General features: G+C 40.5%; 23 protein-coding genes. 7 read left to right on the top strand and 16 right to left on the bottom strand.

Features of this window, described 5'->3' with window-relative positions; genetic code table 11:
* Positions 1 to 24: 24 nt before the first annotated feature.
* The gene (fabF, locus tag WG954_RS08145; RefSeq protein ID WP_340435350.1) at positions 25 to 1,275 is read right to left on the bottom strand and encodes a beta-ketoacyl-ACP synthase II; all 1,251 of its coding nucleotides are present in this window, start codon (positions 1,273 to 1,275) and stop codon (positions 25 to 27) included.
* A 46-nt stretch (positions 1,276 to 1,321) separates the two neighbouring features.
* Positions 1,322 to 1,558, bottom strand: coding sequence for an acyl carrier protein (locus WG954_RS08140; protein WP_129131635.1), 237 nt, complete (start codon positions 1,556 to 1,558; stop codon positions 1,322 to 1,324).
* Positions 1,559 to 1,787: 229 nt separating this feature from the next.
* On the opposite strand from WG954_RS08140, the gene WG954_RS08135 reads away from it, so the two are divergent.
* Entirely contained in the window at positions 1,788 to 2,219 is a 432-nt protein-coding gene (locus WG954_RS08135) for a GNAT family N-acetyltransferase (RefSeq protein WP_340435347.1), read from the top strand.
* A 38-nt stretch (positions 2,220 to 2,257) separates the two neighbouring features.
* On the opposite strand, the gene WG954_RS08130 is transcribed toward WG954_RS08135, so the two are convergent.
* Both WG954_RS08130 and WG954_RS08125 read right to left on the bottom strand, forming a co-directional pair.
* On the bottom strand, positions 2,258 to 2,971 hold the full coding sequence (locus tag WG954_RS08130; RefSeq protein ID WP_340435345.1) for a LytR/AlgR family response regulator transcription factor: 714 nt from the start codon (positions 2,969 to 2,971) through the stop codon (positions 2,258 to 2,260).
* The gene (locus WG954_RS08125; RefSeq protein ID WP_340435343.1) at positions 2,943 to 4,082 is read right to left on the bottom strand and encodes a sensor histidine kinase; all 1,140 of its coding nucleotides are present in this window, start codon (positions 4,080 to 4,082) and stop codon (positions 2,943 to 2,945) included. The genes WG954_RS08130 and WG954_RS08125 overlap by 29 nt, the downstream gene beginning before the upstream one ends.
* A gap of 407 nt (positions 4,083 to 4,489) precedes the next feature.
* On the opposite strand from WG954_RS08125, the gene WG954_RS08120 reads away from it, so the two are divergent.
* On the top strand, positions 4,490 to 5,860 hold the full coding sequence (locus WG954_RS08120; RefSeq protein ID WP_340435340.1) for a vanadium-dependent haloperoxidase: 1,371 nt from the start codon (positions 4,490 to 4,492) through the stop codon (positions 5,858 to 5,860).
* Positions 5,861 to 5,968: 108 nt separating this feature from the next.
* On the opposite strand, the gene atpA is transcribed toward WG954_RS08120, so the two are convergent.
* The 10 genes from atpA to WG954_RS08070 form a co-directional block, all read right to left on the bottom strand.
* Entirely contained in the window at positions 5,969 to 7,549 is a 1,581-nt protein-coding gene (gene atpA, locus WG954_RS08115) for a F0F1 ATP synthase subunit alpha (RefSeq protein ID WP_340435338.1), read from the bottom strand.
* Between the two features lie 58 nt (positions 7,550 to 7,607).
* On the bottom strand, positions 7,608 to 8,171 hold the full coding sequence (atpH, locus tag WG954_RS08110) for an ATP synthase F1 subunit delta (protein ID WP_340435336.1): 564 nt from the start codon (positions 8,169 to 8,171) through the stop codon (positions 7,608 to 7,610).
* 64 nt (positions 8,172 to 8,235) lie between these two features.
* Entirely contained in the window at positions 8,236 to 8,730 is a 495-nt protein-coding gene (atpF, locus tag WG954_RS08105; RefSeq protein ID WP_340435334.1) for a F0F1 ATP synthase subunit B, read from the bottom strand.
* A 93-nt stretch (positions 8,731 to 8,823) separates the two neighbouring features.
* Positions 8,824 to 9,060 (bottom strand): ATP synthase F0 subunit C, encoded by a 237-nt coding sequence (atpE, locus tag WG954_RS08100; RefSeq protein WP_182803889.1) that lies wholly within the window; start codon positions 9,058 to 9,060, stop codon positions 8,824 to 8,826.
* Positions 9,061 to 9,094: 34 nt separating this feature from the next.
* Positions 9,095 to 10,216, bottom strand: coding sequence for a F0F1 ATP synthase subunit A (gene atpB, locus WG954_RS08095; RefSeq protein WP_340435331.1), 1,122 nt, complete (start codon positions 10,214 to 10,216; stop codon positions 9,095 to 9,097).
* An 87-nt stretch (positions 10,217 to 10,303) separates the two neighbouring features.
* On the bottom strand, positions 10,304 to 10,792 hold the full coding sequence (locus WG954_RS08090; protein WP_340435329.1) for a hypothetical protein: 489 nt from the start codon (positions 10,790 to 10,792) through the stop codon (positions 10,304 to 10,306).
* An 11-nt stretch (positions 10,793 to 10,803) separates the two neighbouring features.
* Positions 10,804 to 11,016 carry a hypothetical protein gene (locus WG954_RS08085; protein ID WP_340435327.1) on the bottom strand — a complete coding sequence of 71 codons (213 nt, stop codon included), beginning with the start codon at positions 11,014 to 11,016 and terminating at the stop codon, positions 10,804 to 10,806.
* A gap of 46 nt (positions 11,017 to 11,062) precedes the next feature.
* Positions 11,063 to 12,850 carry an ABC transporter ATP-binding protein gene (locus WG954_RS08080; RefSeq protein WP_340435325.1) on the bottom strand — a complete coding sequence of 596 codons (1,788 nt, stop codon included), beginning with the start codon at positions 12,848 to 12,850 and terminating at the stop codon, positions 11,063 to 11,065.
* A 95-nt stretch (positions 12,851 to 12,945) separates the two neighbouring features.
* A complete protein-coding gene (locus WG954_RS08075) occupies positions 12,946 to 14,217 on the bottom strand; it encodes a DUF5690 family protein (RefSeq protein WP_340435323.1) in 1,272 nt (423 codons plus the stop codon).
* Between the two features lie 46 nt (positions 14,218 to 14,263).
* Positions 14,264 to 16,447: a hypothetical protein gene (locus WG954_RS08070; protein WP_340435321.1), complete on the bottom strand. Its 2,184-nt coding sequence runs from the start codon at positions 16,445 to 16,447 to the stop codon at positions 14,264 to 14,266.
* 156 nt (positions 16,448 to 16,603) lie between these two features.
* On the opposite strand from WG954_RS08070, the gene WG954_RS08065 reads away from it, so the two are divergent.
* Entirely contained in the window at positions 16,604 to 17,290 is a 687-nt protein-coding gene (locus tag WG954_RS08065; RefSeq protein ID WP_340435319.1) for a response regulator, read from the top strand.
* A 40-nt stretch (positions 17,291 to 17,330) separates the two neighbouring features.
* Positions 17,331 to 18,392 (top strand): sensor histidine kinase, encoded by a 1,062-nt coding sequence (locus WG954_RS08060; protein WP_340435317.1) that lies wholly within the window; start codon positions 17,331 to 17,333, stop codon positions 18,390 to 18,392.
* A gap of 448 nt (positions 18,393 to 18,840) precedes the next feature.
* On the opposite strand, the gene WG954_RS08055 is transcribed toward WG954_RS08060, so the two are convergent.
* Both WG954_RS08055 and WG954_RS08050 read right to left on the bottom strand, forming a co-directional pair.
* Complete coding sequence (locus WG954_RS08055) at positions 18,841 to 20,214, bottom strand: beta-helix domain-containing protein (protein ID WP_340435315.1); 1,374 nt, start codon at positions 20,212 to 20,214, stop codon at positions 18,841 to 18,843.
* Between the two features lie 29 nt (positions 20,215 to 20,243).
* Positions 20,244 to 23,027: an outer membrane beta-barrel protein gene (locus WG954_RS08050; RefSeq protein WP_340435314.1), complete on the bottom strand. Its 2,784-nt coding sequence runs from the start codon at positions 23,025 to 23,027 to the stop codon at positions 20,244 to 20,246.
* 406 nt (positions 23,028 to 23,433) lie between these two features.
* On the opposite strand from WG954_RS08050, the gene WG954_RS08045 reads away from it, so the two are divergent.
* From WG954_RS08045 to WG954_RS08035, 3 genes are all read left to right on the top strand, one after another.
* Entirely contained in the window at positions 23,434 to 24,654 is a 1,221-nt protein-coding gene (locus WG954_RS08045) for a porin (protein WP_340435312.1), read from the top strand.
* Between the two features lie 23 nt (positions 24,655 to 24,677).
* Positions 24,678 to 25,328 carry a DUF47 domain-containing protein gene (locus WG954_RS08040; RefSeq protein ID WP_340435310.1) on the top strand — a complete coding sequence of 217 codons (651 nt, stop codon included), beginning with the start codon at positions 24,678 to 24,680 and terminating at the stop codon, positions 25,326 to 25,328.
* A 102-nt stretch (positions 25,329 to 25,430) separates the two neighbouring features.
* Complete coding sequence (locus tag WG954_RS08035; RefSeq protein ID WP_340435308.1) at positions 25,431 to 26,570, top strand: inorganic phosphate transporter; 1,140 nt, start codon at positions 25,431 to 25,433, stop codon at positions 26,568 to 26,570.
* Positions 26,571 to 26,576 lie beyond the last annotated feature (6 nt).

The following is a 26,576-nucleotide window of genomic DNA, read 5'->3' as shown; positions in this document are numbered from 1 at the left end:
ATGTTCTAACAAATCTAAAGTAATTCAGGAATATTTCTTTACAATCACTGAAGCATTATGTCCACCAAAGCCAAACGTGTTACTTAAAGCAGCACGCACAGTACGTTTCTGTGCTTTGTTAAACGTGAAGTTCAGTTTAGAATCAAGTTCAGGATCATCAGTAAAGTGATTAATGGTTGGAGGCACAATATCATGCACCACACTCATTACACATGCTATTGCTTCTAAAGCACCTGCCGCACCCAAGCAGTGACCAGTCATTGATTTGGTTGAGCTGATGTTGAGATTGTAAGCATGATCACCAAATACACTCATGATCGCTTTTGTTTCAGCAATATCACCAAGAGGTGTAGAAGTGCCATGTACGTTAATATAATCGATATCAGACGCCTGCAAACCTGCATCTTTTAATGCAGCACTCATTACATTTTTTGCACCAAGTCCCTCGGGGTGAGGAGCTGTAATATGATGCGCATCGGCAGTGGCACCACCGCCGGCAATTTCGCAGTAAATTTTAGCACCACGCTTTAAGGCATGTTCAAGACTTTCAAGCACAAGCATACCAGCACCTTCGCCCATTACAAAACCATCACGATCCTTATCAAACGGACGGCTGGCTGTTTTGGGGTCATCGTTCCGTTCGCTCAATGCTTTCATGGCATTAAATCCACCAACACCCGCTGCACTTACAACTGCTTCACTTCCGCCCGTTAAAACAATATCTGCTTTTCCCAGGCGGATATTATCATAAGCATCAATGATGGCGTTGGTTGAAGAAGCACAAGCCGATACAACAGCGAAATTTGGACCACGAAAACCATGACGCATCGAAATTTGTCCGGCCGCAATATCCAAAATCATCTTAGGGATGAAGAAGGGATTGAAACGGGGAGTTCCATCACCATTGGCAAAGTTTACCACCTCTTCCTGGAAAGTAATGAGGCCGCCAATACCGCTGGCAAAGATCACACCTACTCTGTCTACATCAACATTGTCTTTGTTTATGCCCGCATCCTGTACTGCCTGATCACTTACAACCAAGGCAAACTGCGTGAAGCGGTCGATCTTCCTTGCTTCTTTTTTATCAAGATAAGTTGTGGGGTCAAAATCTTTCACCTCGCAGGCAAAACGTGTTTTGAACTTCGAACAATCAAATTGCTTGATGAAATCAGCACCGGATACACCATTGGTTAAACCATCCCAATATTCATCGAGAGTTTTGCCCAATGGTGTAAGGGCACCAATTCCGGTAACTACTACTCGTTTGAGCTCCATAAGTTGCCTGGGAAAGATTAGTTATACCGCTTTTGGCGATATTAAATTACTTAGCGTGTTCTTCTAAATAAGTTACTGCCTGACCAACAGTCGTGATGGTTTCAGCTTGCTCATCGGGGATAGAGATGTTGAACTCTTTTTCAAACTCCATGATCAGTTCAACTGTGTCTAAAGAATCAGCTCCCAGATCATTGGTAAAAGAAGCTTCAGGATTCACTTCTGACTCTTCAACACCTAACTTGTCAACGATGATTTTTTTTACTCTTGCTGCGATGTCTGACATTGTCGTAATAATTTGGTTACAGGTTGCAAAAATAGAGTTTTTAAGCAATTAGCAAGCGTTCCTGTAAAATTGTCTGAAACGCTTCATTTTCAGGAGGTTTCAGTCGGTTTTCACTACCATATCAAAAAGCCCAGTTGCTAAGCTTTCATGAAGCTTCTGTTCACGTAAGTTACAACTGTTTGTTTTTACATAAAAAAATGTAACTTGTTCATCCTGCTTAAACTTACATATGGCGCTTAAACAAATTGACTTTGGAACGGCTGAGCATCGGCAAATGATCAACTTGCGGTATGAGATACTACGTAAACCGCTTGGGCTGAACTTTACGCCGGAAGAATTGGATAAAGAAAAAAACGACATTTTAATTGCAGCCTTTGAAGAAGAGAAAATGCTGGGCTGTTGTTTTCTGACTCATATTGATAATTCCACTGTACGGTTACGCCAAATGGCGGTAGAAAATAATCTGCAGGGGAAAGGCATTGGTGCTTCACTCATGAATTTTGCTGAAAATATTGCACGTGACCGTGGGTATAAGACCATGATGATGCATTCAAGAAAAACAACCTGTCATTTTTTTGAGAAACAGGGTTACAAAATAGAAGGTGATGAGTTTATCCAGTTAACCATTCCCCATTTTAAGATGGTGAAGAAACTGCGGTAATAAAGAAGTGGTCCAATTTTTAAGGATTTTTTTGTTACTTACTTCAGTTGCAAGCGTTCCATTACAGTTTGTTTATATAGCCGGCCAATAGGAATTTCTTTTTGCGCCAGCTGAACTGATAATCCATTGTAGCCTGCAATTTTACTTAACGATACCATATAAGAACGATGTACACGCATAAACTTATGTTCTGATAATAGGTTTTCCATGGCAGAGATCGATTGCTTTACAAGAAAGTGTTTGCCATCACTCAGAAAAACCATTACATAATCTTTCCAGCTTTCGATATAATCAATCTCATTCACAAAGATCTTCTTCATATCCTTATCAACTTTCAGGTACACAAAAGCAGCTGAAGTAGATGTTTCGTTTTTTGTAACAGTGGATACTTCCTGCCCCATCATTCTATTGAGCTTGGTGATGGCTTTAAAAAAACGTTCGAATGAAACAGGTTTAACAAGGTAATCAACAGCATCTAATTCAAAACCATCAACAGCATATTCCCTGTATGCAGTAACAAAGATCACCTTGGGTGGATGTGAAAGATTTTTCAGAAACTCTGTACCAAGTATGCGTGGCATTTTTATATCAAGAAAAATAACATCAACGGTTTTTTGCTGTAATATGCTCAACGCTTCAATCGCATTTCTGCATTGGCCCACAGTCTCAAGGCCATTGATAGCAGCGATGTAGGTCGACAATACTTTTAATGCCGGCGGTTCATCATCTATAAGCAGGCAGCGAAGTTTCATGCTGTGTGGGTTGAGGGATGAACATTGAAGCAGACGTAAAACTAGCGGCAGGAAGTTCATCAACCAAGATCACCATCATCGATACTACAAAAAAACTTCCTTCATCATTAATTTTTAATTCGTGTTTGCCGGGATAAATAAATGAAAGTCGCTGTTTCACATTGTCGATGCCAATGCCTTTATCACTTTCCGGCACATATTCATTTTTGCTATTAGCGATTTTACAACGAAGCGTTCCTTGTTGTACCGATATATCAACACCAAGCCACGGTTTTTCTATTTGCTCAGACACACCATGTTTAAATGCATTCTCAAGGAACGGGAGTAACAACAACGGTGCAATCAATTTATCCTTAATTTCTCCTTCCACACTCCATGAGATTTCAATTTTGTTACCATATCGTTCCCGCTCAAGGTCGATGTAATTTTTCATGATGTCGATTTCTTTTTCAAGTCGCACCTCATCTGTTTTACAATCGTAAAGCATATAACTTAACAGCGATGAAAGTTTTAAAATAAGCCCGGGTGTTTTGGGTGAATTCTCGAGTGAAAAAGAGTAGATATTGTTGAGCGTGTTAAATAAGAAATGCGGGTGCACCTGTGCTTTCAATAACTGAAGCTCAACAGTTGTTTTTTCCTGCTGTGCACGCATCCAGTCTCTTTGTTTGATTGTCCACAGCTTAAAAAATTTTATAATCATTGGGCTTGCTGCAGAAGTGGTCATACACAAATAGCAAAAAGCAAGTGGTCCTCTTGGCAATATATTATCTAACCCCATTGCTTCCTGCGCAGGAATTAATACATAACTTCTGTAGCCCGCATCAATATAAAGTCCAACAGCTCCCCAAAACAATACGAACAAAAAAAACTGCCACACTCTCCCCTTTAGTAAGAGATGCGGAATAGCGCCATACACTAATGGATAACCAAATAAAATAAACGCTGGCACCCACATGACCATATTTAGGAGTTGCCGGCCATATGAAAGTGGAACACCCATCACCATCCAAAAGGCAGCCCATATTGCAACATGAAATGTCCAATAAAATAAGTGCCGCCAAATACGATAGCGGGAAGAAAAAATAAATTCGTTATAAAGGAAGGAGTTCATTTTCTTGTCTTACACAAGTTAAACAATTACGCAGGATCATTTCAATAAGGAAAGCTGAAATAGACTAAATACCTGAATTTCCGACAAACAACATTTTTCTTCGTTTAAAACCTTTAGCCCGCTTCCTCATGTTTTATTTCTCCAAAATAAGTTCGTTCAGCGATTGCATATCTCTTACAAAAACGGAGGCTTCTATCTTGTTTTCTCAAGAGAAGAAAAAAACAGAACATCAGCAACCGAAATAAGGGAAGCGGAAAAATTGAACCAAAGAAAAATTGCTGGTGCAGTCTATGCACCAGCAGCATACTTAAGTTTTACAACAATTATACGCTTCCTTATTTATATGTTATCGATGTAAAAAATATTCATCATCAAACTATATATCACCAATTACAAAACACTTCATTATGAAAAAGAAAATTCTTTACGCATCTCTGTTTTCATCGCTAATGTTCTTCCATTACTCTTGCCAGAAGGAAACGTCTGTTTCAGGTAAGGAAACTTCATCCAAAATCACCTTGAGAAACAGCGATCAGGGACACCTGCAACAAACCAAAACATTTTCCGCCGATGTTGCGATTAAATGGATGAACATGCAGGTGTGGCAGATGTATAAGTACCCGGGCATTATTGGTAATGTGGCTTACTCACGTCATTATGCCTACAGCGGTATAGCTTTATATGAAGCAGTAGTTCCGGGTATGCCGGCCTATCAATCAATTGCGTCCCAACTAAACGGGCTTACTGGTTTGCCCAAAACAAAACCGGGTGCGGGTTATCATTGGGCTGCAAGTGCCAACGCAGCATTGGCATATATGAACAAAAAACTTTTTCCTTCAGCAACAGCAGAAAACAAAGCAGCCATGGATGAGCTGGAAGCAAAACTGCTTGCTCAGTACAGTAATGAAGCCGATGCTGCAGTCATTCATCGTTCAGTTGAATTTGGACAGGCAGTAGCAAAAGCTGTGTTTAATTGGGCTGATACAGATGGTCATCACACTATAAATAACCCTTACACGGCTCCCATTGGTAAAAGTGGTGGAATCTATTGGACCGCCCCAAATCCATTGCCCGTACATAGTTTACCATATATTGGAAATTTGCGTCGGTTAGTAGCTAACAGTGGCGATGGCGCTGCTTTACCTCCTCCACCATATGATGAGCTCGCAGCAATGACTATTGAAGTGATCAATGCAAAGCCTACCACTTCTCAAGACGAATACAAAATGGCATTTTGGTGGAGAGATTTTCCGGGCACAAGTACTCCCGGTCATTACGTAAGCATCTTACGACAAGTGTTACAAAAAGAACACGCAACTCTTGATGTTGCAGCGCTTGCTTATGCTTTAGGTGGTATTATTGATGTTGACATTACAATCAGCACCTGGCAAGACAAATACAAATATCTTTTAGCACGACCATTTAATTACGATGATGTGATCGGGCAACCATTTCTTCCTCTCCTTGGTGCACCACATCCTGAATATCCTGCCGGTCATGCTACCTTATCTTCTGCCAACGCAGAAGCAATGACAGCAATATTTGGTGACAATTATTCTTTTACTGACAGTACATTTTATATTTATGAAACAACCAATCCTGTGGGGAGCAAACAACCTCCACGCTCCTTCAACTCATTTCGTGCAGCTGGAGAAGAAGCAGGTTGGTCACGCTTATATGGAGGTATTCATTACCGCATTTCAATTGAGAGAGGATTTTGGCAAGGAAGAAAAGTTGCACATAATATTATCTCGAGTTTGAAATTTCTGAAAGACTAACCTGCTGTTACCGACAAAACAAATACAACGGAAAAATTGCAAAGCCACAACTATAAAACAAAAGGGAGTCTTTCGACTCCCTTTCTTATTTCACTTCATTCTATATACTTATGCTTTGTATTGAGGAATAAGGCTGTTTGCCATATCCACCATTTTCTTAATGCCATCTTCAGGTAATGCACCTTTCTTAAATTCAGCCAATACATCCGGTAATTTGGTTTCCATTTCATGTAAGAAATGTTCTTCAAATTCTTTCATCTTACGTACCGGAACGGCATTCAATAAACCATTTGTACCTAAGTAGATGATCGCAATTTGATTTTCTACTTTGTACGGAGTGTATTGTGCCTGCTTCAGAATTTCCACGTTACGTCCACCTTTATCAATTACAGATTTGGTAGCAGCATCCATATCACCACCAAACTTAGAGAAGGCTTCCAACTCACGGTAAAGAGCCTGATCAAGTTTCAGGGTACCTGCAACTTTCTTCATTGATTTGATCTGAGCGTTACCACCCACACGGCTTACAGAAATACCTACGTTGATCGCCGGACGGATACCTGCGTTGAACAAGTTACCTTCCAGGAATATCTGACCATCAGTAATTGAGATCACGTTTGTAGGAATGTATGCAGATACGTCACCCGCTTGTGTTTCAATGATCGGCAATGCAGTTAATGAACCACCACCTTTTACAAGGTGTTTAATGCTGTCAGGTATATCATTCATGTTCTTTGCAACACTGTCATCGTTGATCACTTTCGCAGCACGCTCAAGCAAACGACTGTGGAGATAGAATACGTCACCAGGATATGCTTCACGACCCGGAGGACGTTTCAGCAACAATGATACTTCACGATAAGCCACGGCTTGTTTAGAAAGATCATCATAAATGATCAAAGCTGGGCGTCCGGTATCACGGAAGTATTCACCAATAGCAGCACCAGCGTAAGGAGCATAGAACTGCTGAGGAGCCGGATCACTTGCAGAAGCCGCAACAATTGTTGTGTACTTCATTGCACCATTATCCTCCAATGTTTTCATCACACCGGCAATAGTTGATGCTTTCTGACCAATCGCAACATATATACAATATACAGGCTTACCTGCTTCGTAGAATTCTTTTTGGTTGATGATGGTATCAACTGCAATTGCAGTTTTACCAGTCTGACGGTCACCAATGATCAACTCACGCTGACCACGACCGATAGGGATCATCGCATCGATGGCCTTGATACCTGTTTGCAGAGGTTCTTTTACCGGCTCACGGAAGATTACACCAGGTGCCTTACGCTCCAATGGCATTTCATACAATTCGCCAACGAGAGGACCTTTACCATCAATTGGTTCGCCCAAAACGTTAATTACACGGCCGCTCATACCTTCACCAACTTTAATAGAGGCGATCTGACCTGTACGGCGAACAGTAGAACTTTCTTTGATACCTTTTCCTTCACCCATCAATACCACACCAACGTTATCTTCTTCAAGGTTGAGGGCAATGGCACGAACACCATTGTCGAACTCTACCAGTTCACCGTAGCGAACGTTGTTCAATCCATATACACGGGCAATACCATCACCCACTTGTAATACGGTACCTACTTCTTCCAAATCAGCACCAACGTTAAAGTTGCTTAACTGCTGGCGAAGTATCGCTGAAATCTCATCCGGTTTAATATCTGCCATGACGCTTTATTTAGCCCCCACGCTCTTTTGAATTGTGAGGAAAGTTTACAATTGAATTTTATCTGATGTTTCTGATGTATGTATTTTTCTGGAATTGCTTCTGGATATCTCTCAAATCACGTGCAATGCTTGCATCTACCAGGTTGCCATTATACTCGAGTTGAAAGCCACCAATAATTGCTTCGTTCACCACATTCTCCAGTTCCACATGTGCAAGCTTTGCATCTGTTTTCACTTTATTTGCAATAGCTGTTTTTAATTCTTCACTTGCAGGAGAAACAGTAATGAGCTTTACTTTATGAATACCTTTTATTTCGTTGTACTGATCAATAACAGCATGTGCAATTTCAGGTAATGTTTTTTCACGACCTTTCTTTACGATCAGGTTTACAAACGCAGAAGAAAGCTTGCTGATGTTTTTGATGATGATCTCGTTCACGATCTTCTCTTTGGTATCAGCATTAATAACAGGGCTGCGCAATACATTTGTAAACTCCTTACTTTTCTTGCACACATCCTGCAAGTATTTCATATCGGCATACACCGCTTCCAGTTCATTTCTCTCTTGTGCGAGATCAACCAGAGACTTTGCATAACGACCTGCGAGACGGGGATTTTGCATGTTTGAATTTGAAAATTTATCAATTCGAAAGTTCAGGTAAGTCGCAAACTTTCAAATCTTCAACTTAGTTTAATTTAATTTCTTCAGCCAGTTTGCCAATGTATGCTTCCTGTTCTGTTTTATTAGCCAACTCACGACGCAATACTTTTTCACTTACTTCAATTACCAGGTTACCCACTTGGTTTTTTACATCAGTGATAGCAGCCATCTTCTGTTGATTGATAGCAGCAGTTGCTTCAACCATAATTTTATTGGCTTCTGCTTTAGCCTGCTCTTTTGCTTCGTTTACAATTTTGTCTCTTGTTTCACGAGCTTCCTTCAATAACTGGGCTCTTTCTTCACGTGCTTTTGCAAGCAACGCTTCATTTTCATTCTTCAACTGAGCCATTTCAGCTTTTACTTTTTCAGCTGTTTCCAGTGCTTCAGCAATACCTTGCTCTCTTTCGTGCAACCCTTTAATAATTGCAGGCCATGCGTATTTTTTCAAAATGAAAAACACAACAAGGAAAGCAACCAGTGTCCAGAAGAGTAAACCTAAAGCGGGAGTAAGTAAACCCATGATTTATTTATTTTAAAACGTTCGATTTTAGTTTAAAATACTGCATCCTCCGCCCTGTGCTTTGGATGCAGTAAAATGTTTGTGCGGCAATGATTAAAGTACCATTGCAAGGAAGCCTACGATAATAGCAAACAGAGCAGCTCCTTCTACGAGAGCCGCAGTAAGGATCATGTTTGCACGGATGTCGTTAGAAGCTTCTGGCTGACGGGCAATTGATTCTAATGCACCTTTACCAATCTGTCCGATACCGATACCGGCACCTACAGCGGCTAAACCTGCACCTATTGCACCACCTGCATTTGCTACCGCATCTAAAAGAATTAAATCCATTGTTTTGAATTTATGATTGTGAAAAATAAAACGATTAATGATGAGCTGCTTCTTCGCCGTGACCATGATCACCTTCCATTGCCTGGCTGATGAATACAGCTGTAAGCATGGTGAAGATGAAGGCCTGCAGGAAAGCAACCAATATTTCAATAAAGTAAATGAAGATCGTGAATGGGATAGAGATCACTGTTGATCCAATACCAAAACCTTGTCCTAATTTCTCTGTAAATACAAAGATCAACGAGATCAAACAGATAATGATAATGTGACCCGCCACCATGTTGGCGAAAAGACGTATGATCAATGCACCTGGTTTAATTAATACAGCACTCAACAATTCTACAGGTACCAAAATGAATTTTACACCTAATGGTACTCCCGGAGGATTGAAGATGTGGCCCCAGTAATGCCTGTTTGAACTGAACAGAATAACGATGAAAGCAATAATACCTAACACAACGGTGAAAGCAATATTGCCGGTTACGTTTGCTGAACCCGGAACCAAGCCGAAAATATTATTGATGAGAATAAAGAAGAAAACTGTGAGGAGGAATGGCAGATACTTGGGTGATTTTGCACCAAGATTTGGAACCGCTACCTCATCACGAACGAACGTAATGATCGGTTCAAAGAAGTTTTGCTTGCCTTTTGGCGCCGATGTTACACCAAGTCCTTTGCCGTATGCTTTCGCAATGCTGATCAGTATCCAAACAAGAACGATCAATGCCAGCAACATCTGCACAACGTTACGGGTGAGCGATAAATCATAAAACTGTTCGTTGGGATCCCTTGATACGATCTTCTCGCCAATCTCTTGTTTTACAAGCTTATAACCATTGTATTCTGCATGGCCATGTTCAAATTTTGAAGACATGAACACAGACAACCCTTTCTGCTGAGAATAAATAATAACGGGAAGAGGAAAACCTACTGCATGGCCTTTCCAATCGAAAAAATGGAAATCATGACCGTCCATAATATGACCGAAAATCACTTCCTTGGCATCAAAGCCTTCCTTTTTAGGAGCGTGCTCGCCTTCCTGCGCAGCCGGTTCATGCTCAGCCGGTTCGTGCTGTGCTAAAACAGGAGCTGATATTCCCATGAAAAAAACGCTGAAAACCGCTACCAATAAGGATTTGATGCTCTTGAACGCCATACGTTTCCTAAATTTGGCGCAAAGATAAGGGGCGGCAGGTGAAAAATGGGGAAATGATAAACTGAAAAAGGAAAAAAGTTGTTCAGGTTAATCGAGCCCCATTTTGCGGCGCTCTTCTTTAATTTTTTCGAGTTCAATTACATCAAGTTGGTCTTTTGGTCGGGATACTGCCTTTTTGTTGGCGAGTAATTGGTTGAGGTGCAGGAAGGGTACCATGATTCCGTTCAAATCTGCAACCGAAGCCTTTTGCAAACAATCGTCAAAAGAATAGCCTTCGAGACCTTTCATCTCTGTCATAATATCCAACACAATACCATCTCCGATATAAAACTCTGCCCACCCGGGCACGAATTGCATCTTTTCTAGGGATTCATAATCTCCATAACCCAATTCAAGGAAAGCCTTCCTGAGATTTTGCCGGTTTTCACGAGAATCTTTGATCCACATATCGGCATCTTTAGTTGCCCGCATATAACCATGCATGTTAACAGCAAAGCCGCCAACCATGATATAAGCAACGTGATTTTTATTTAATGATTCCCAGAAAAGCAAGAGACTGTCGTTGTAAACATCCATATTATGATTGTTTATTCATCCAGCTTCTTATGGGTGATTTTTGCAGTAGAAAGCATTTTGCCAATACGCATGAGACGGCAAAATACCGTGAATTTTTCCTCATCAGTCATAAGAATAGCTTCCCGCCTTTTGGCTGTTTCGTATTCTTCCTGTCTTGAATAAGGAATGAATGTTTCGTTCAAAATTGAGAGTTCAGAATTTGTATCGTATTTCTTTCTTTCCACTTGCTGCAAGTTAAAAAATATCCTCCGCTTTACCTATTTCAACAGACTAAACTGCTGCTTTCGAAAACTGCATTTCATGCAGCTTGGCATAATAACCGCCAAGCATAAGTAATTCATCGTGAGTGCCCATTTCTTTGATCTCACCCTTATCTAATACAATGATCTTATCGGCTTTCCGGATGGTGGAAAGTCGATGTGCAATCACAATGGAAGTGCGGCCTTCAATCAGTTTATCGATGGCATGCTGTATCATTTGTTCGGTTTCGGTATCAACAGATGAAGTGGCTTCATCTAAGATCAACACAGATGGATTGAATAATAATGCCCGGATGAAGCTCAACAGTTGCCGCTGCCCCTGGCTCATGGTGGCACCACGTTCCATTACATTAAAATCATAATTGCCCGGCAAACGCATGATGAAATCGTGCAGACCGATAAGTTTGGCTGCTTCTATCACTCTTTCTTTACTGATGTTTTCATTACGCAGTGTTACATTATCTCTAATGGTGCCTGCAAACAGGAACACATCCTGCAATACCACACCAACCTTACTGCGTAAAGCATCCAATTCATAATCTTCTAATTCAACGCCATCGAGCTTAATAGCACCCTTCTGAATATGATAAAGACGGTTGAGCAAACTTATGATAGATGTTTTACCACTACCTGTATGCCCAACAATAGCAACGGTATCACCCGGATTTACGGTGAACGAAAGATCTTTCAATACCCAGTTCTCATCGTTATAAGCAAACCACACATGATCAAATTCAATTTTACCGGGCACAGCACCTTCGGGTTGAAATGCATCATGAGCAGATGGCGCAATCTCATCTGTATTATCCATCACTTTAAATACACGTTCACTCGCCACCATACCCATCTGCAATACGTTGAATTTATCGGCAATAAAACGAAGCGGACGAAACAACATATTCAGCAAAATGATGAAGGCCATAATTTCTCCCGCCATTTTCGCTGCTTCACCATTGGAGGCCGACACTGCCTGTCCTGCCCCGAACCAAACCAACAAACCCAATGATATTGCCAAAATAATTTCCACTACCGGAAAGAAAACAGAGTAAGCAAAAATGGCATGAATGTTTGCATTACGGTGATCTCTGTTGATCTTATTAAATTTATTAAGCTCTTTTTGCTCTACGGCAAATGCCTGCACAACCTGCATACCTTGTATATGTTCCTGTACAAAAGCATTGAGTGCTGCCACTGCATTTCGCACACGATGAAAACTTTTATTTACACTTTCTTTAAAATAATAGGTGGCTAGAATAAGAAATGGAAAAGGGATTAAACAAACCAGCGTCAACTGCCAGTTGATATAAAACATCGTAAACAATACAGCGATGATGGTTAGAAAATCCGCAAGAATGGGTATGAAGCCTTCTGCAAATACATCACTGATGGTTTCAATATCATTTACTGTACGTGTGGTTAATGTTCCAATAGGCGTTTGATCGAACTGGCGGAGATTTAAACCAAGTATCTTTTTGAAGACATTGACACGCAGGTCTCTTACCACTGTTTGTCCAAGCCATGCTGTATAATAAGAAAAGAAAAAACGAAGAACAGTTTCAAGAATGATGAGAGCAATCTGGAAGATGGTAATGCGGATCACCATTTCAGCAACATTGTGCTGAATATAATCGTTCACCGTGGTGTTGATCAACCATGGACGAATGGGAGCCATTACTGCCAAAACAATCGCCAGGATGATTGAGCTGTTCAGTCGTCTTCTGTATGGCGATGCATAGCGGATGATCCTGCCGAGTAAACGGAAATCGAATACTTGTTTTTTCCCTTCTTTCTGTGCCAAGCCTTTTTACAATTTAGGGGCAAAGTTAAACGCTTTCATTTTGCGGCAGCAATACAGGATATTAACCGGAAGCTAAAAAGGATGAATGGCAAAGACTAAACTTTGTACTTGCGGTTGAAGTAGAACAATGAAAACAAACTGGCCAGCACACCCACTGCCGCAAACACAATCACCAACTGCGAATAAAACGAAACCCAGTTCAATTGTAGTTTCAGCAATTCTTTTGATAACATCACTGAAATACTGCCGAGATAACCCCATGCATCGGCGGTATAAATTAAGAAGCCAACATTACCTGCAATGCTGAAGGATGCAAGCAGCCGTTCGAAGAACACACTATTAAACAATACATAAGAAATATAAAGACCCAACCCGGTGAGCTGCATCCACAAGGCACCATCGAGCAATGATTGCCTGTATAAGAATGAAGCAATGCCCGTCAATAAAAATCCAACGATCAGCAACACATGAATAATGCGGAAAGCACGCATATTCTTTCGCACAAACACAAGCATACCGATCAATCCAAGCACCACCAACGAAGTAATGGTTTCTGTTTTTGCAAATACGGATGCATTGCCACCATAACCAAGCTCAGTCCACATATTGCCCATATAATTATCACGGAGATCACGCATGATGGTGAGCAATAAATAAATAATGACAAACGCAACAACGCCAGCGCTGAACTGTTGTAAAAATTTCTTTCGTTCGGGTTGATTCATTGGCAAACGCACTGTTCGTTCTGCTACATCATCTGTGTCCGGGAAAGGAGCTTTTTCAAGCAGCGCATAAAAAACAACCAACGGCACAGCAAACAAAGAAGCTGTTGCAAACGGCATCCAGTATTCACTGATATTCCAATCGAGCAATAACCATTTGCCTACACTCCTGCTGAAACCTCCTGCAAAAATGAAACTCACGGCCAGCACCACACCAATAAAATCAGTTGCCCTTCTTCCTTCAACATAACTGAACACAACACCCCACATAAAACCAAGCGTAAAGCCATTGATGAGAAAGCAAAGCATTCCAAATGGCGCAGGAACAACAGCAAATAATAATAAACTTAACCATGCCACTCCAACCATCAGTAAACTTGTTTTCCAACGGCCTTGTCGCTGTAATTCAGATATGAATTTGATCCCATAAAATTTACTGAGCATATAACCAATTACCTGGCTGATGATGAGCAGGGTTTGATAAGATACATTCCAGAATTTCAACCCATCAAACGTTGCTACTGTAAATGGTTTACGGAATGCAAAGATGGAAGCGTAGGTAAAGAAAACAACAACAGCTAAGTAAACTGCTGCTGCAATTTGCTTAGCTGTAAAAGTTGAAGGGGTATTTATTTGTTGACTCAAAGCAACGGGAAGATAAATGTTTTTTCGGGTGACTCACCCGGCCAAATTACATTTCACCGGTTGATTTGCGGTATGCTTTAATAAAGATGGCGCCGAGATTTTTGTGCGGCGGCACATAATCTTTCATCAGTTCGCTTGCTTTTGCATCACCCTTAACGGAAGCAGTGATCTGTTGCCAGATAGGGATCCATTCAATATTTTTTCCGTTGCGGATATCTTCATTCAATGCACGGAGTATTGGTTCGTTTACAGAATAACTACCAACTTGCTTGGTGGAGATGATATGTGCATCTTCATTTACATTAAGAATCTTCGCCAGATTCTGATAACCACCACATGAACCCAACATCACAATTCTTGACGATGGCAACATTTGCTGAATAGTATATTTCAAGTGATAACTATGCCCACGGTGCACCACAATCGACGGGTTGATATTATTCTTTGTAAGATAATTGATCAGGCTTTCCTGTGCTTTTGCATCAAGGTCCTGTTTGTAATCGAGCGGCAGGTTTGCATAGATCGTGTAAGGCTTTCCTTTTGTTGAAGTGATCGTTACCCATTCTTTACCAGTTACAACTTTCCATTCAGGTTTGCCATTGAACATACCCATGAAATTGCGGAAAGAAGTTATCCCATCTTCATCACCATAAAAGAACACATGCTGCACCACTGCGCCACTACTATCTGCTATGCTGCTGTAATCTACTTTATATACCGGTGGTATGCCAAGTATTGCCGAAAGATCCATTGAAGGGTCTGAAGCTGATTTAAACAAGGTTTGCAAAATATTATAAATCACTTCTCCTTTCCGATCTTTATTCTGCAGACTTTCCTCATAATTCTTTTTCACCTGTTGCTTTAAGAAATTCTGCAGATCAACATTGGTAATACTTCCGTAGCTGTCAGCAACGTCCACTGCATCTTCCAAAGAGTTTGTTTTCTGTAACCCATTTACAAACGCATGCATCAATTGTGTGCCACGTAACTCGGGCATCGATTTCAGAAAATCATCAAGACGATTATAGTTCGCCGCCATTTTAATAAACTTCTTGAAACGGTCGAAATGAACTGTCATCAACAACGAATCACTTCTGCGGCCAGGGAAGCGGGTCATCATACGATCATACAGTTTGGTATATGTACTGGTATAGATCACTTCCTCTGTTGTAACAATGAGGTAATAAATTTCTTCAGAAGTAAGTGGGTCGCTCACCCGCATACGCACCGCATCAGGTGAATCATGAAGATCATTCATCACATTCACAAAAACATCTGTTGCTTTACGTTCCAGCATCTGGAATAATACAGAAGCTAAAACCGGTGTATCGCCGGTTGAAATACGGTCATAATATTTCACCTGTGTTTTCACCAGTAACTTATAATAAGCCAATTCATTTTCAACAACTGCCTTTATATCATCGATCTCCAGTCGCTTATTCAATAACTCATCTAAGAACGGCAGGTACAAAGTACCATTCATGATACCGCTAAGTCTTGCAATGGTTTGAACCTTTGGATTTGTGTTACGACGGATGATTCTTGCTGCAACTGTCTTTGTTGCCTGTGCATAAGTATAAACCTCCAATGGAATTTTATCAGCAGCAAGCACAATTAAACTATCAGCAAACGGTTCGTTTTCAAACGGAGCAATTCCCGATAAAATATTTGAAGGATCGATTCTTGCTTTTTTCAGGAACACCATCTTTTTGATCTCAGGAAGTTCTTTGGCCTGAACGAAAATGGTTGACAATACTTCAGCGCCCTGGTATGGCAACTTTTGAAAAACGGGCATCAGGCTTTCACCGGTCGATTGCCTGCGCACACATTCCTCATAGCTATTGAATAACTGTGGAATAAGCGGAGCGATGTCTTTATCTTTTGCACGAAGAGCAATGGCTTGTAATAATTCACGAACTGAACGCAGTTGTCCGATCTTAAAATTGTTATCGCCATCCATCCGTTCAATATCGAGCTGCAATTCATCAACACGACGCAACACCACATCTGTGATCTGGATATTCAGATCTTCATTATTCGTAAGCTTCAGGAAATTATCGATCTTACCATCAACACGGTCGGTTCGCTTTTGTTCTTTATCAATATTCTCATGCCATATCACACGGGTCATCGGAATATCGATCTTCGAAGTATCGAACGTAATTCTGTTTTGCGCAAAAGCACCAAAAACAGAACAGGTAAGCAAAGCTGTGAGTGTATATTTTCTCATTGTGTACAAAATTAGCCTCTATTTTTCAATCAGCAGCGAGGCAGTGCAACAGGTATCCTTACAAAAACATGCCCAAACAGCTAAAACTCGTTAACAATTTTATAATATTACCTTGGCCTTTGCATAGTAGCATGCGTCTAAATTTGCAGCACAGTCATGGAGCCCAAAGGAAAAAAAATTCTTATTGCCGACGACGAGCCGGATATCCTCGAAATTTTAGAATACAATCTAACTGTTGAAGGATATACGGTTGTGAAGGCAAAAGATGGCGACGAAGCCCTGCATACCGCCAAGCAACAAAAGCCCGATCTTATAATTCTTGATGTAATGATGCCCCGCAAAACAGGTATGGAGGTTTGCCAGATCTTGCGATCTCAACCTGATTTTACCGACACACGCATTATTATGCTTACCGCCTTAAATGATGAAGCCAATCATATCAAAGGGCTTGAAATGGGCGCCGATGATTATGTGAGCAAACCCATCAGCCCCAAAGTACTCATCAGCCGGGTGAATGCGCTCTTCCGTCGTACGTTCAAAGGCGATGAAACCATTATTAAAGTAGGTGACCTGCAGATCGATAAAGAACAGTTCATGGTGAAATACCTGGGACAAGATATTGTTCTTGCAAAAAAAGAGTTTGAACTGCTGGCATTATTAGCATCAAAACCCGGTCGTGTTTTTCTGCGTCATGAAATACTGAACCAGGTGTGGGGTGCTGATGTAATTGTAGGTGACCGCACTATTGATGTACATATCCGTAAGATCAGGCAAAAACTCAACATCGATTGTATTACCACAGTTAAAGGTGTTGGTTATAAGTTTGAACTTGGTACAACTTAATTAGCTGTTAACTTTGTTTTTGAGGTCAAGAACAAACAACATGCTTAATTCCAGTCAACTTAGTCCGGTACAGGTTTCTGCCATCAACGCATTTGCAATATCACTGCTCGTTGGTTTAGCTAATTATTTTTTTATACGCAGTTGGTGGATTGCCCTGTTGAGTTTTGTGGTGCTGTTTATCATCAGCTACCTGCTCATCCGTTATTTTACGGAACGGTTTATTTACAGGCATATTAAACTCATCTATAAATTCATTTCCCAAACAAAAGCAACTAAGCGGGAAGAATTCTTCAATAAGTCTGTATTGCCTGAAAAAAGTTTAAAAGAAGTAAGTGAAGAAGTGGAGCAGTGGGCCGAACAAAAGAAAGAAGAAATTGAAACACTCAAACAAAACGAACAATACCGCAAAGAATTTTTACAGAACCTCAGCCACGAATTAAAGACGCCCATTTTTGCCGTGCAGGGTTATGTTGATACATTACTTAGCGGTGCAATGCATAAAGAAGAAGTAGCAAAGAAATTTCTACTGAATACTTCGAAGAATATTGACCGGCTTGTAAACCTTGTTGATGATCTTGATGAAATTTCAAAACTGGAAAGTGGTGAACAGGAATTGTACAAAGAAAATTTTGTGATCCAGGAGCTTATTGACGAGATCTTCGATAGCCTCTCCATTAAAGCAGCCGATAAGAATATTAAAACATCCATCAAAAAAGGATGCGAGTTACCCATTACTGTTTATGCCGATAAAGAAAAGGTTCGCATGGTGCTCATCAACCTTGTTGACAATGCCATTAAGTACGGTAAGCAAAACGGCAGTATCAACTTCAGTGCTTATAAAACACATGGCAACCTTGTGTTGATTGAAATAAGCGATGATGGATTTGGTATTGCTGAAGAACATCTCACCCGTATTTTCGAACGCTTTTACCGTACCGATCTTGCACGCAGCCGGAAAGAAGGCGGCAGCGGATTAGGTCTTTCTATCTGTAAACATATTATTGAAGCACACGGACAAACCATGCATGTACGCAGTCGTTTGGATGTAGGTACAACATTTGGTTTTACACTCCAGGGGCGTGTGGAAGTTGAAGGTGATTAAAAACTATTTCACGCAAAGTCCTCAATGGCGGAAAGTAAACACGTCTCATTCTTTCCGTTCCTTTCTGTCTTCGTGGCAAAAAACTTATAAATAAAAAGACCGTCCTGAAGAATCAGAACGGTGTAGTTCCCAGTCAAGTCATGAGAAAAATGAACCCTCGATTGATTGCTATAAACTGTGCTAAACGATTAAGTTTTTTACTGATGCTGTAAAGATGCTGTGGCAGTTTTACCGGAGTATTACCAAAGCATGTAGGAATTGTTATTTCAACAACAAGCTGCAGGCTTTAGCCACTAACTTTTAGCAATACAATTGGCGTTTAAGAACATTTCTTGCTTACTGCTAACAGCTAAAGGCTTATAGCTCCAACACAAAAAAGCCCCCTGAGAACAGGAGGCTGTAGAGGATACTTGCTTAAGGAAATCCTTGAACTCTTGCGAGTAATATCTTAGTATACGTTTGTTTGTGGAGTAAAGCTTGTCCAGCCTGCCATCCAGTTGGTTGTACCGAAAGCGCCACGGAAATTACCTGTTGTAAAGAATGCGCTCAACCCTGAATAATTAGCACCTGTTAAAGCAGGTGAACCAGCAGCAGGAACAAAATTTGGCGCTGTAAAGTTGAAAGGTGCGGTCAACATTGCAGCATTCTGATCTGCAAGCACACTATTTACGTTTGTGCCATTTGTTAATGTTGCAAGTAAAGTTGCATTAGGTAACAACGTCTGGTTGGTTGAAATAAAAGGCGTTTGTGCAGAACCGCTGTATTTATTATACGAGAACGCCAAATTATTTCTGAAAATACTTTCACCATTTAAAAACCCATTGATCGTTGCATCACCATCCAATGCTAATGCATTACCCCAGCTACCGAGAATAATTGAGTTACGGAATTCGAACCGTGTAGCACGACGCCATCTGTTACCAAAACGATGACGTGCAGTTGTACCTAGACCAGTTGTATCGTAAACGCCAACTAATGTAAAGTTACTTAATACCGGGCGTGTATAAGGCAAGGCAGTTGTACCACCTGCATCATTATCACACTCGATCTGGTTTGCATCATCATCATCATGGAATTTACCACGTAATGACACTGCATATTGGATCTGGCCATTATAACCAAAGTCAAAATCAAAATCATCATCACCGCTTGCATAAGAAATCAGGTTCTTACAGTTTACTGTGCCACCGAAAAATTCAAAACCATCATCACCACATTCAGAAGTCTGAACATTTTCAATAATAGTTCCTGCACCTACACCATACAATGTAAGACCATTCAACTCACTGTTATTTTCAGCAGTAATACCTGCAAATTCAATACGTACATAACGGAGAATACCACTGTTATCACCTGCATCAGTGCCACCATAAGGGCGGTTACTACCACCTTCAGTAATTGGAGCAGGTACAAGTGGACGGTTAGTAGGAGCATACCCACAAATTGAAATGCCACCCCAATCAGAATTAGTTCTTGAATTGGCGGCCTTATTACTTGTAAATACAATCGGAGCATCTGCTTTACCATCAGCAACCAACTTACCACCTTGCTCAATGATCAAAGCTGTTTTAACAGAAGCGTCAGCAACAATAGTTGAGCCTGCAGCAAATTCCAATGTTGCACCTTTACCAACATAAACAAATCCGGTTAATGTGTATTTGCCTTTAGGTAAAGACAGGTTGCGGTCTATTCTTCCACTTAATGTTGTTGGAATGGCTGTTGTATCTCCACCGCCTGTGCCGGCACCCGTTTCATTAAATTCCACCTTCACACATGCTGTGAATGTTAAGGCTGTGATTGCTGCAAGAATTAACTTTTTCATACTATGTTGCTTTGTAATTTTTATAGTGTTTATTTTATAAAATCGTATGTGAATCCAAGTGTAAAGTTTGTACCTGGTGTGTAACTGTTCCATAAGCGATCAGTACCACTGGTAAACTTTGTATTGGTATCAATGTTTTCGTAGAAATAAAATGGTTGATTGAAAATGTCCGATGCTGTGAATTTGAATTCACCTTTGTTCTTTAATACCTTAAGCGAAACCTGTAAATCAACCAGGTCTCTCGGGCGTTCGTAGATGTCATAGATCAACTGATCTTTACCACCTGCCAATGATAAACGCTGGCCAATTTTATTATAAAGAAGAGATGCATTCACCTTTCCATTCTTAGAGTTGTATTGCAACCCAACGTTTACTAAATAAGGCGACTGACCTTGTAACGGACGGTTGAATGATTGTGTTTGACCACCCGCAGTAACACCTGCTAATTTTACAGCAGACTTAAGGACAGTTACGTTTGTGAAAATGTTCAACACATCAAGCTTAGGTGAAATAAACCCTAACCCTTTTCTGGCTTCAAATTCAACACCGTAGGTATCCGCTTCACCCGCATTCTGAAATTGGTAACGCCTTACACTACCTGCCGCTAGTGCTCTTAACTCAATAGGATCTTTAAAATTTTTATAGAACACTGCAACAGAAACCCCTTCGCTTGCCTTAGGATACCATTCGTAACGTACGTCCGCATTCCAGATATCACTGCGACGCAGTGAAGTATCACCACTTACAGCATAATTCTGTTCAAAATCGTAGAAAGAGAATGGAGCAATTTCTCTGAACTCAGGACGGGCTACTGTGCGATAACCGGCCAAACGGAGTTGATGCTTATCTTTTAAACTGTAACTGAGGTTAACTGAAGGCAGGTAATCCCATTTACTTGTATTTACAATTACACGTTGAAGATCTGAACGTACCGTTGTCAGAAACTGTTGAAAATTCTCCACACGTAAGCCCCACACCAAACGAACTTTATCTGAGAACTTATTATCAAACATAGCATAGGCGTTATTGATAATACTGATACCAAAATATTTGTCTTCGTTTTGTGTTTCATCGAAGTACATGAATTTACCATCTCCGATGTATTGCTGATCAAATACCTGATCAAAAGGAAGGGTGAGAAGACTGCTGTTAGTATTATCTTCTAAACGGTAACGCAGGTTTCTTGATTTAAAATCACGGATACGGATAAGTGTTCCACCACCGGCTTTGAATGTTTGTTTTTCATTTGCCATTGTAAATGGAACCGATAACGAACCGCCACCACCGTAAGAAAAGTCTTTCAGATTGCTGAAAAAGCGACCTGTTTCATCAGTAACCAATGTGAATGGATTGGTTGTACCGCTACCTCTTAAATAGGAAACTGTACGCAGATCAGGTTGTGATTTTAGATTATAGGAGAAATTACCATTAACCTTTAATTTAATACCAGACTTGCTTAATTGTTGCTCAGCTTCTAACTGAGAAGACAACAATGAACGTTGATTAAGATAGCTGCTGCGAAAATTAATTTCCTGGCCATCTAACAGGTTATTACCCGAACGGACATAATAATTATCGTCGTATAATTGATTATACAGATTTTTAAATGCAATCTTAAGTTTACGGGTTGTAAACGCAACGTTTGCAACTGCACCTACACTTGTTGAAAAACGATTTTGATTATCAGTAATGCTTCGCTCGGTAAATCCGGAAAAGTCATTGATATTCCTGTTTACAGAATAAAGATTTTGTGCGTTACGGTAAGTAAGCCCGGTAATAAAACCAAAGGAACTTCCGCTTTTCAACTTGTATCCTTTTCCAAATGTGAGATTGTAACTCTGAATTGGGGCAGCAGTGATCTTCCTTTCATTAAATACATCAGAACGGAAAAGTTTTGATTGTTCAGCTTTCGACGTACTGCTGAGCTTTTGGTATTGATTACGATCGTAAAATCCTTCCGGAACATCTCTGCGGCCATTATCAAAACCAAACCAATCACTTGTTTCACGTTGGTTGGTAATAAAATCTTTAAATGTGGATTGTGTATTGTAGCCAAAATTTACACCTAATGTGAGAATGTCTTTTGTAGGAACATCTTTTGTCTGGATTTGCACCAACCCACCGGCAAACTCACCTGTTAAATCAGGTGTTGCTGTTTTGTTGATGATGATATTATCAATCAACTGCGAAGGAATCACGTCGAATGAAAACGCTTTTTTATCAGGCTCTGATGATGGCAACTGTGCTCCATTGATGAGCGCCTGGTTGTAACGATCGCTCAAACCACGAACGATCACAAACTTATTATCCTGGATAGATGCACCACTAACACGCTTCAAAATCTCGCCTGTATTTTTATCGGGTGTACGACGGATAAAATCAGCAGATAAGCCACTTGATAAAGATGTGTTGTTACGTTGAAAGCTTAATAAACCGGAAGTGTTTTCTCTGCGGGCTGTACTGCGGATAACGATCTCAGTTCCTTCTTTTGCTGCAATATCCAGTAAGATGGTAATGTTGTTATCCAGTGCAGCGCTTACTTCCACTTCATCAACTGCTTTGGTTTTGTATCCAACCGCAGTAACAGTGAGCGTATATTTTTTTCCTGCTTCTAAACTGATTACAAACCGGCCCTCAATATCAGCTGCAAATGAGCGATTAATCTCAGAAACTGAGATCGATGCTCCTGCAATAGGTTCATTCTTTTGGTTAAGCACACGGCCATTTAAGCGGATGGTTTGTGCAGATGTAGAGAGGGCGATGAATAAGAGTGAAAAGAGGGTAATTAATTTCCTTAAATTTTTCCTTTGCATAGTATCGGGTTGATGCCGCAAAGGAACTCCTGCAATGTTATCGCAAAGTGAAGACCATGTTAAGGAAACATTACCTGCATATTAAGCCAATGTTAACAGCATTGCCAATACCCGGTAACTTTTTACCTGCACGCCAAATATTATTAATAAACAGTTAACCTGAACGTAACATTTACGTAACAAAGAACTGAAACATTTGCGTTCCCGGTTGAGAATGAGCTTAACTATCATTCTGTTTACCAGGTATTAATACAGCCTCAAGATAAGGCATATATTATCTTTTAATTGCAACGCCCTGCCTTTTCTGGTGGGGCTTTTTTACAGAGTTAACAATTTGGTAATACAGGTACAGCCGCCCTTGTTAATCGATTTAGCACCTTTGCGCTGCAATTAAAAGGTAATACCATTGAAGACAATCGTAGGGGCTATGATTGTATTGTTATTATTACATACCAACAACCTCATGGCCCAAAAAAATCAGACAGACACAGTTGTATCTACTCCTAAAAAGAAGTGGTACGAAACTATTAACCTCCGTGGTTATATGCAGGTTCGTTACAACAGGTTGTTAGAAACAAATGAAAATCTCAAATGTGAGCAATGCGACAGATCATGGGGTAAAAGCGGAGGCTTTGCTATCAGAAGAGGCCGTTTAATTCTGAGCGGTGATCTTACCAAAAATGTTTATTTCTACATTCAGCCAGACTTTGGCAGTTCTATTGGAACTACCCAAAACATCTTCCAGGTAAGGGACGCTTATCTCGATATTGGATTTGACAAAAAAAATGAATTCAGATTACGTGTTGGCCAAAGTAAAGTTCCATATGGTTTTGAAAACATGCAATCGAGTCAAAACCGTTTACCGCTTGACCGTAACGATGGATTGAACAGTGCAGTTTCAAACGAACGTGACCTTGGTGCTTTCTTTTACTGGGCTCCTTCGACAGTGAGAGAGCAGTACCCGGTTTTTATCAATGATAACCGAAAAGGTTCGGGAGATTATGGTGTGTTCGCATTTGGTGTATATAACGGGCAAACTGCAAATCGTCCTGAGCAAAACAAAAAGGTACATGTGGTTTCGAGACTCAGTTACCCCTTTAAAATAAACAAACAGATCATAGAGCCGGGCATACAGGCTTATGCAGGTGAATATGTATTGCCGGCAGAATTCAGAACTTCAGGGGTAAAAGCAGCTAATGATTTTGCTTTTCGTGATGAACGTGCAGCTGTAAGCTTACATTTATACCCGAATCCAATAGGCGTGTTAACTGAGTACAATGTAGGGCGTGGTCCGCAATACAACCCGTTAACTGATTCTATTGAAACGAAAAACCTGAAAGGTGGATATGCTACCGTTTATGCCAGGTTTCAATCGAAAAAGAAAAAAGAAATGTTCTTTTTCCCATACACCAGAGTTCAGCATTATGAAGGTGGGAAAAAACACGAGCTGGACGCAAGGAGTTACAACGTGAAAGAGATTGAAATGGGGCTAGAGTGGCAAGTGAATAAAAATTTCGAACTTACTACGGCTTATACTATTTCAAGCAGAAGATTCGAAGATTCGAAACTGCGTGATAATTTTCAGACGGGTCGTTTATTGCGTATACAGGCACAATTAAATTTTTAAGGATTAAATAAATCATAATACTTATGTCAGTTATCAGTTCATTCATGAAGTTCTTCTTACCCAAAGACCGTGTTTTTTACCAGCTGTTTGAGGAAGTATCTGTAACCTCATTAGAGATGGCAGTGCTTTTAAAGAAAATGGTAAATGAACGTGAGTTTGATGTAAGAGCCGATATTCTCCGCCAGATCGAAGATCTTGAACATAAAAACGATGATCTAACCCATAAGATCTTTACTGAGCTTAGCCGCAACTTTATTACCCCGTTTGATCGTGAAGACATTCACTACCTCGCCACTGCAATGGACGATGTGGCCGATTATATTTTCGCTTCTGCAAAAAAGATCAACTTCTACCGTGTAGATCCGCAGCATGAGAGCTTCAGCAAAATGGCTGAACTGATCGTGCAAGGTTGCGAAAACATTAAAATAGCTGTAACTGAATTAAAAGATATGAAGAACATGCGCCAAATTACTGATGCACTTGTTCGTATCAACAGTATCGAAAACCAGGCGGATGATGTATTTGATTACAGTATTGAGCGCCTGTTTGCAACCGAGAACGATGCAAAAGAAGTGATCAAGAAAAGAGAGATCTACCAGGTGATGGAAATTGCAACCGATAAGTGCGAAGATGCAGCCAATGTTATTGAATCCATCATTGTTAAATATGCATAACCCAATTTGAAATCCTGAAAAATAATCATTTGAAAATGCAAAGCGAACAGATGCTGATATCATTTTCAAATTCTCAAATCCCTTTATTTTCAAATTGATTTTATGACTTTACTTGTAATCATCATAGCACTGGCTCTCATCTTTGATTATATCAATGGGTTTCATGATGCGGCCAACTCTATTGCCACAATTGTTTCTACCAAAGTACTAACTCCTTTCCAGGCAGTTGTATGGGCAGCTTTTTTCAACTTTATTGCCTTCTTTATTTTTACTGATCATGCCGTGGCAAATACCATTGCAAAAACAGTACATAAAGAATTCATCACCATGCCGCTTGTTCTTTCAGGATTGGTGGCGGCTATTTTCTGGAACCTTCTTACCTGGTGGTATGGTATCCCTTCTTCATCATCACACACATTGATCGGTGGTTTTGCAGGAGCAGCAATTGCGCATGCCGGTTTTGAAAGTATTGACCCAACGAGTATTTACAAAACACTCATCTTTATTATACTAGCTCCCATCATCGGAATGCTGATCTCGGTTTTCATTACCATTGTAACTATCCAGCGAAACTTCTGGCTTAAGATTGCCATAATAGTTGGATTAGTTGTCGGAAGTGTATTCTTGATCCCTTTCAAAAAAGATTTTGAACGATGGGCCTTGCTTGTGCTCGGTGTAATTTTCGTAAGCACATACCTCTACAATCACTGGCGTGGTGAAACAGCTTACCGCACAGCAAACATGTATAAAAAACTACAGTTGGTTTCTTCAGCTATCTTCAGTATTGGTCATGGTGGTAACGATGCGCAAAAAGTAATGGGTATCATCATGGCAGCCTTAATTGCCTACGATCCTAACCAGTTCCATTTAGGTGAAATGCCTAATTGGATACCTATTGCCTGTTACTCGGCTATCGCCCTGGGTACCATGAGTGGTGGTTGGAAGATCATTAAAACAATGGGTACCAAGATCACCAAGGTTTCTCCATTGGAAGGTGTTGTTGCGGAAACAGCAGGCGCTATTACCTTGTTTACTGCAGCTAACTTAGGTGCCCCGGTAAGTACAACACATACTATCACCGGTTCAATTGTGGGGGTGGGTGCAACACGTCGTTTAAGTGCAGTGCGCTGGGGTGTAACCATCAACCTGTTGTGGGCATGGATATTGACGATTCCTGTTAGTGCATTAGTGGCAGCTTTGGTTTATGCATTGTTCCACTTTTTTATACCCGGTTTTGATTAATTGGTT

It is taken from the genome of Lacibacter sp. H375, from assembly GCF_037892425.1.
Classification (GTDB): domain Bacteria; phylum Bacteroidota; class Bacteroidia; order Chitinophagales; family Chitinophagaceae; genus Lacibacter.
This window is presented reverse-complemented; position numbering and strand designations above follow the sequence as displayed.

Excerpts from the sequence above, each read along its gene's own strand:
- fabF (WP_340435350.1), bottom strand. The coding sequence starts at position 1,275 with ATGGAGCTCAAACGAGTAGTAGTTACCGGAATTGGTGCCCTTACACCA.
- WG954_RS08140 (WP_129131635.1), bottom strand. The coding sequence starts at position 1,558 with ATGTCAGACATCGCAGCAAGAGTAAAAAAAATCATCGTTGACAAGTTA.
- WG954_RS08135 (WP_340435347.1), top strand. The coding sequence starts at position 1,788 with ATGGCGCTTAAACAAATTGACTTTGGAACGGCTGAGCATCGGCAAATG.
- WG954_RS08130 (WP_340435345.1), bottom strand. The coding sequence starts at position 2,971 with ATGAAACTTCGCTGCCTGCTTATAGATGATGAACCGCCGGCATTAAAA.
- WG954_RS08125 (WP_340435343.1), bottom strand. The coding sequence starts at position 4,082 with ATGAACTCCTTCCTTTATAACGAATTTATTTTTTCTTCCCGCTATCGT.
- WG954_RS08120 (WP_340435340.1), top strand. The coding sequence starts at position 4,490 with ATGAAAAAGAAAATTCTTTACGCATCTCTGTTTTCATCGCTAATGTTC.
- atpA (WP_340435338.1), bottom strand. The coding sequence starts at position 7,549 with ATGGCAGATATTAAACCGGATGAGATTTCAGCGATACTTCGCCAGCAG.
- atpH (WP_340435336.1), bottom strand. The coding sequence starts at position 8,171 with ATGCAAAATCCCCGTCTCGCAGGTCGTTATGCAAAGTCTCTGGTTGAT.
- atpF (WP_340435334.1), bottom strand. The coding sequence starts at position 8,730 with ATGGGTTTACTTACTCCCGCTTTAGGTTTACTCTTCTGGACACTGGTT.
- atpE (WP_182803889.1), bottom strand. The coding sequence starts at position 9,060 with ATGGATTTAATTCTTTTAGATGCGGTAGCAAATGCAGGTGGTGCAATA.
- atpB (WP_340435331.1), bottom strand. The coding sequence starts at position 10,216 with ATGGCGTTCAAGAGCATCAAATCCTTATTGGTAGCGGTTTTCAGCGTT.
- WG954_RS08090 (WP_340435329.1), bottom strand. The coding sequence starts at position 10,792 with ATGGATGTTTACAACGACAGTCTCTTGCTTTTCTGGGAATCATTAAAT.
- WG954_RS08070 (WP_340435321.1), bottom strand. The coding sequence starts at position 16,447 with ATGAGAAAATATACACTCACAGCTTTGCTTACCTGTTCTGTTTTTGGT.
- WG954_RS08065 (WP_340435319.1), top strand. The coding sequence starts at position 16,604 with ATGGAGCCCAAAGGAAAAAAAATTCTTATTGCCGACGACGAGCCGGAT.
- WG954_RS08060 (WP_340435317.1), top strand. The coding sequence starts at position 17,331 with ATGCTTAATTCCAGTCAACTTAGTCCGGTACAGGTTTCTGCCATCAAC.
- WG954_RS08055 (WP_340435315.1), bottom strand. The coding sequence starts at position 20,214 with ATGAAAAAGTTAATTCTTGCAGCAATCACAGCCTTAACATTCACAGCA.
- WG954_RS08050 (WP_340435314.1), bottom strand. The coding sequence starts at position 23,027 with ATGCAAAGGAAAAATTTAAGGAAATTAATTACCCTCTTTTCACTCTTA.
- WG954_RS08040 (WP_340435310.1), top strand. The coding sequence starts at position 24,678 with ATGTCAGTTATCAGTTCATTCATGAAGTTCTTCTTACCCAAAGACCGT.
- WG954_RS08035 (WP_340435308.1), top strand. The coding sequence starts at position 25,431 with ATGACTTTACTTGTAATCATCATAGCACTGGCTCTCATCTTTGATTAT.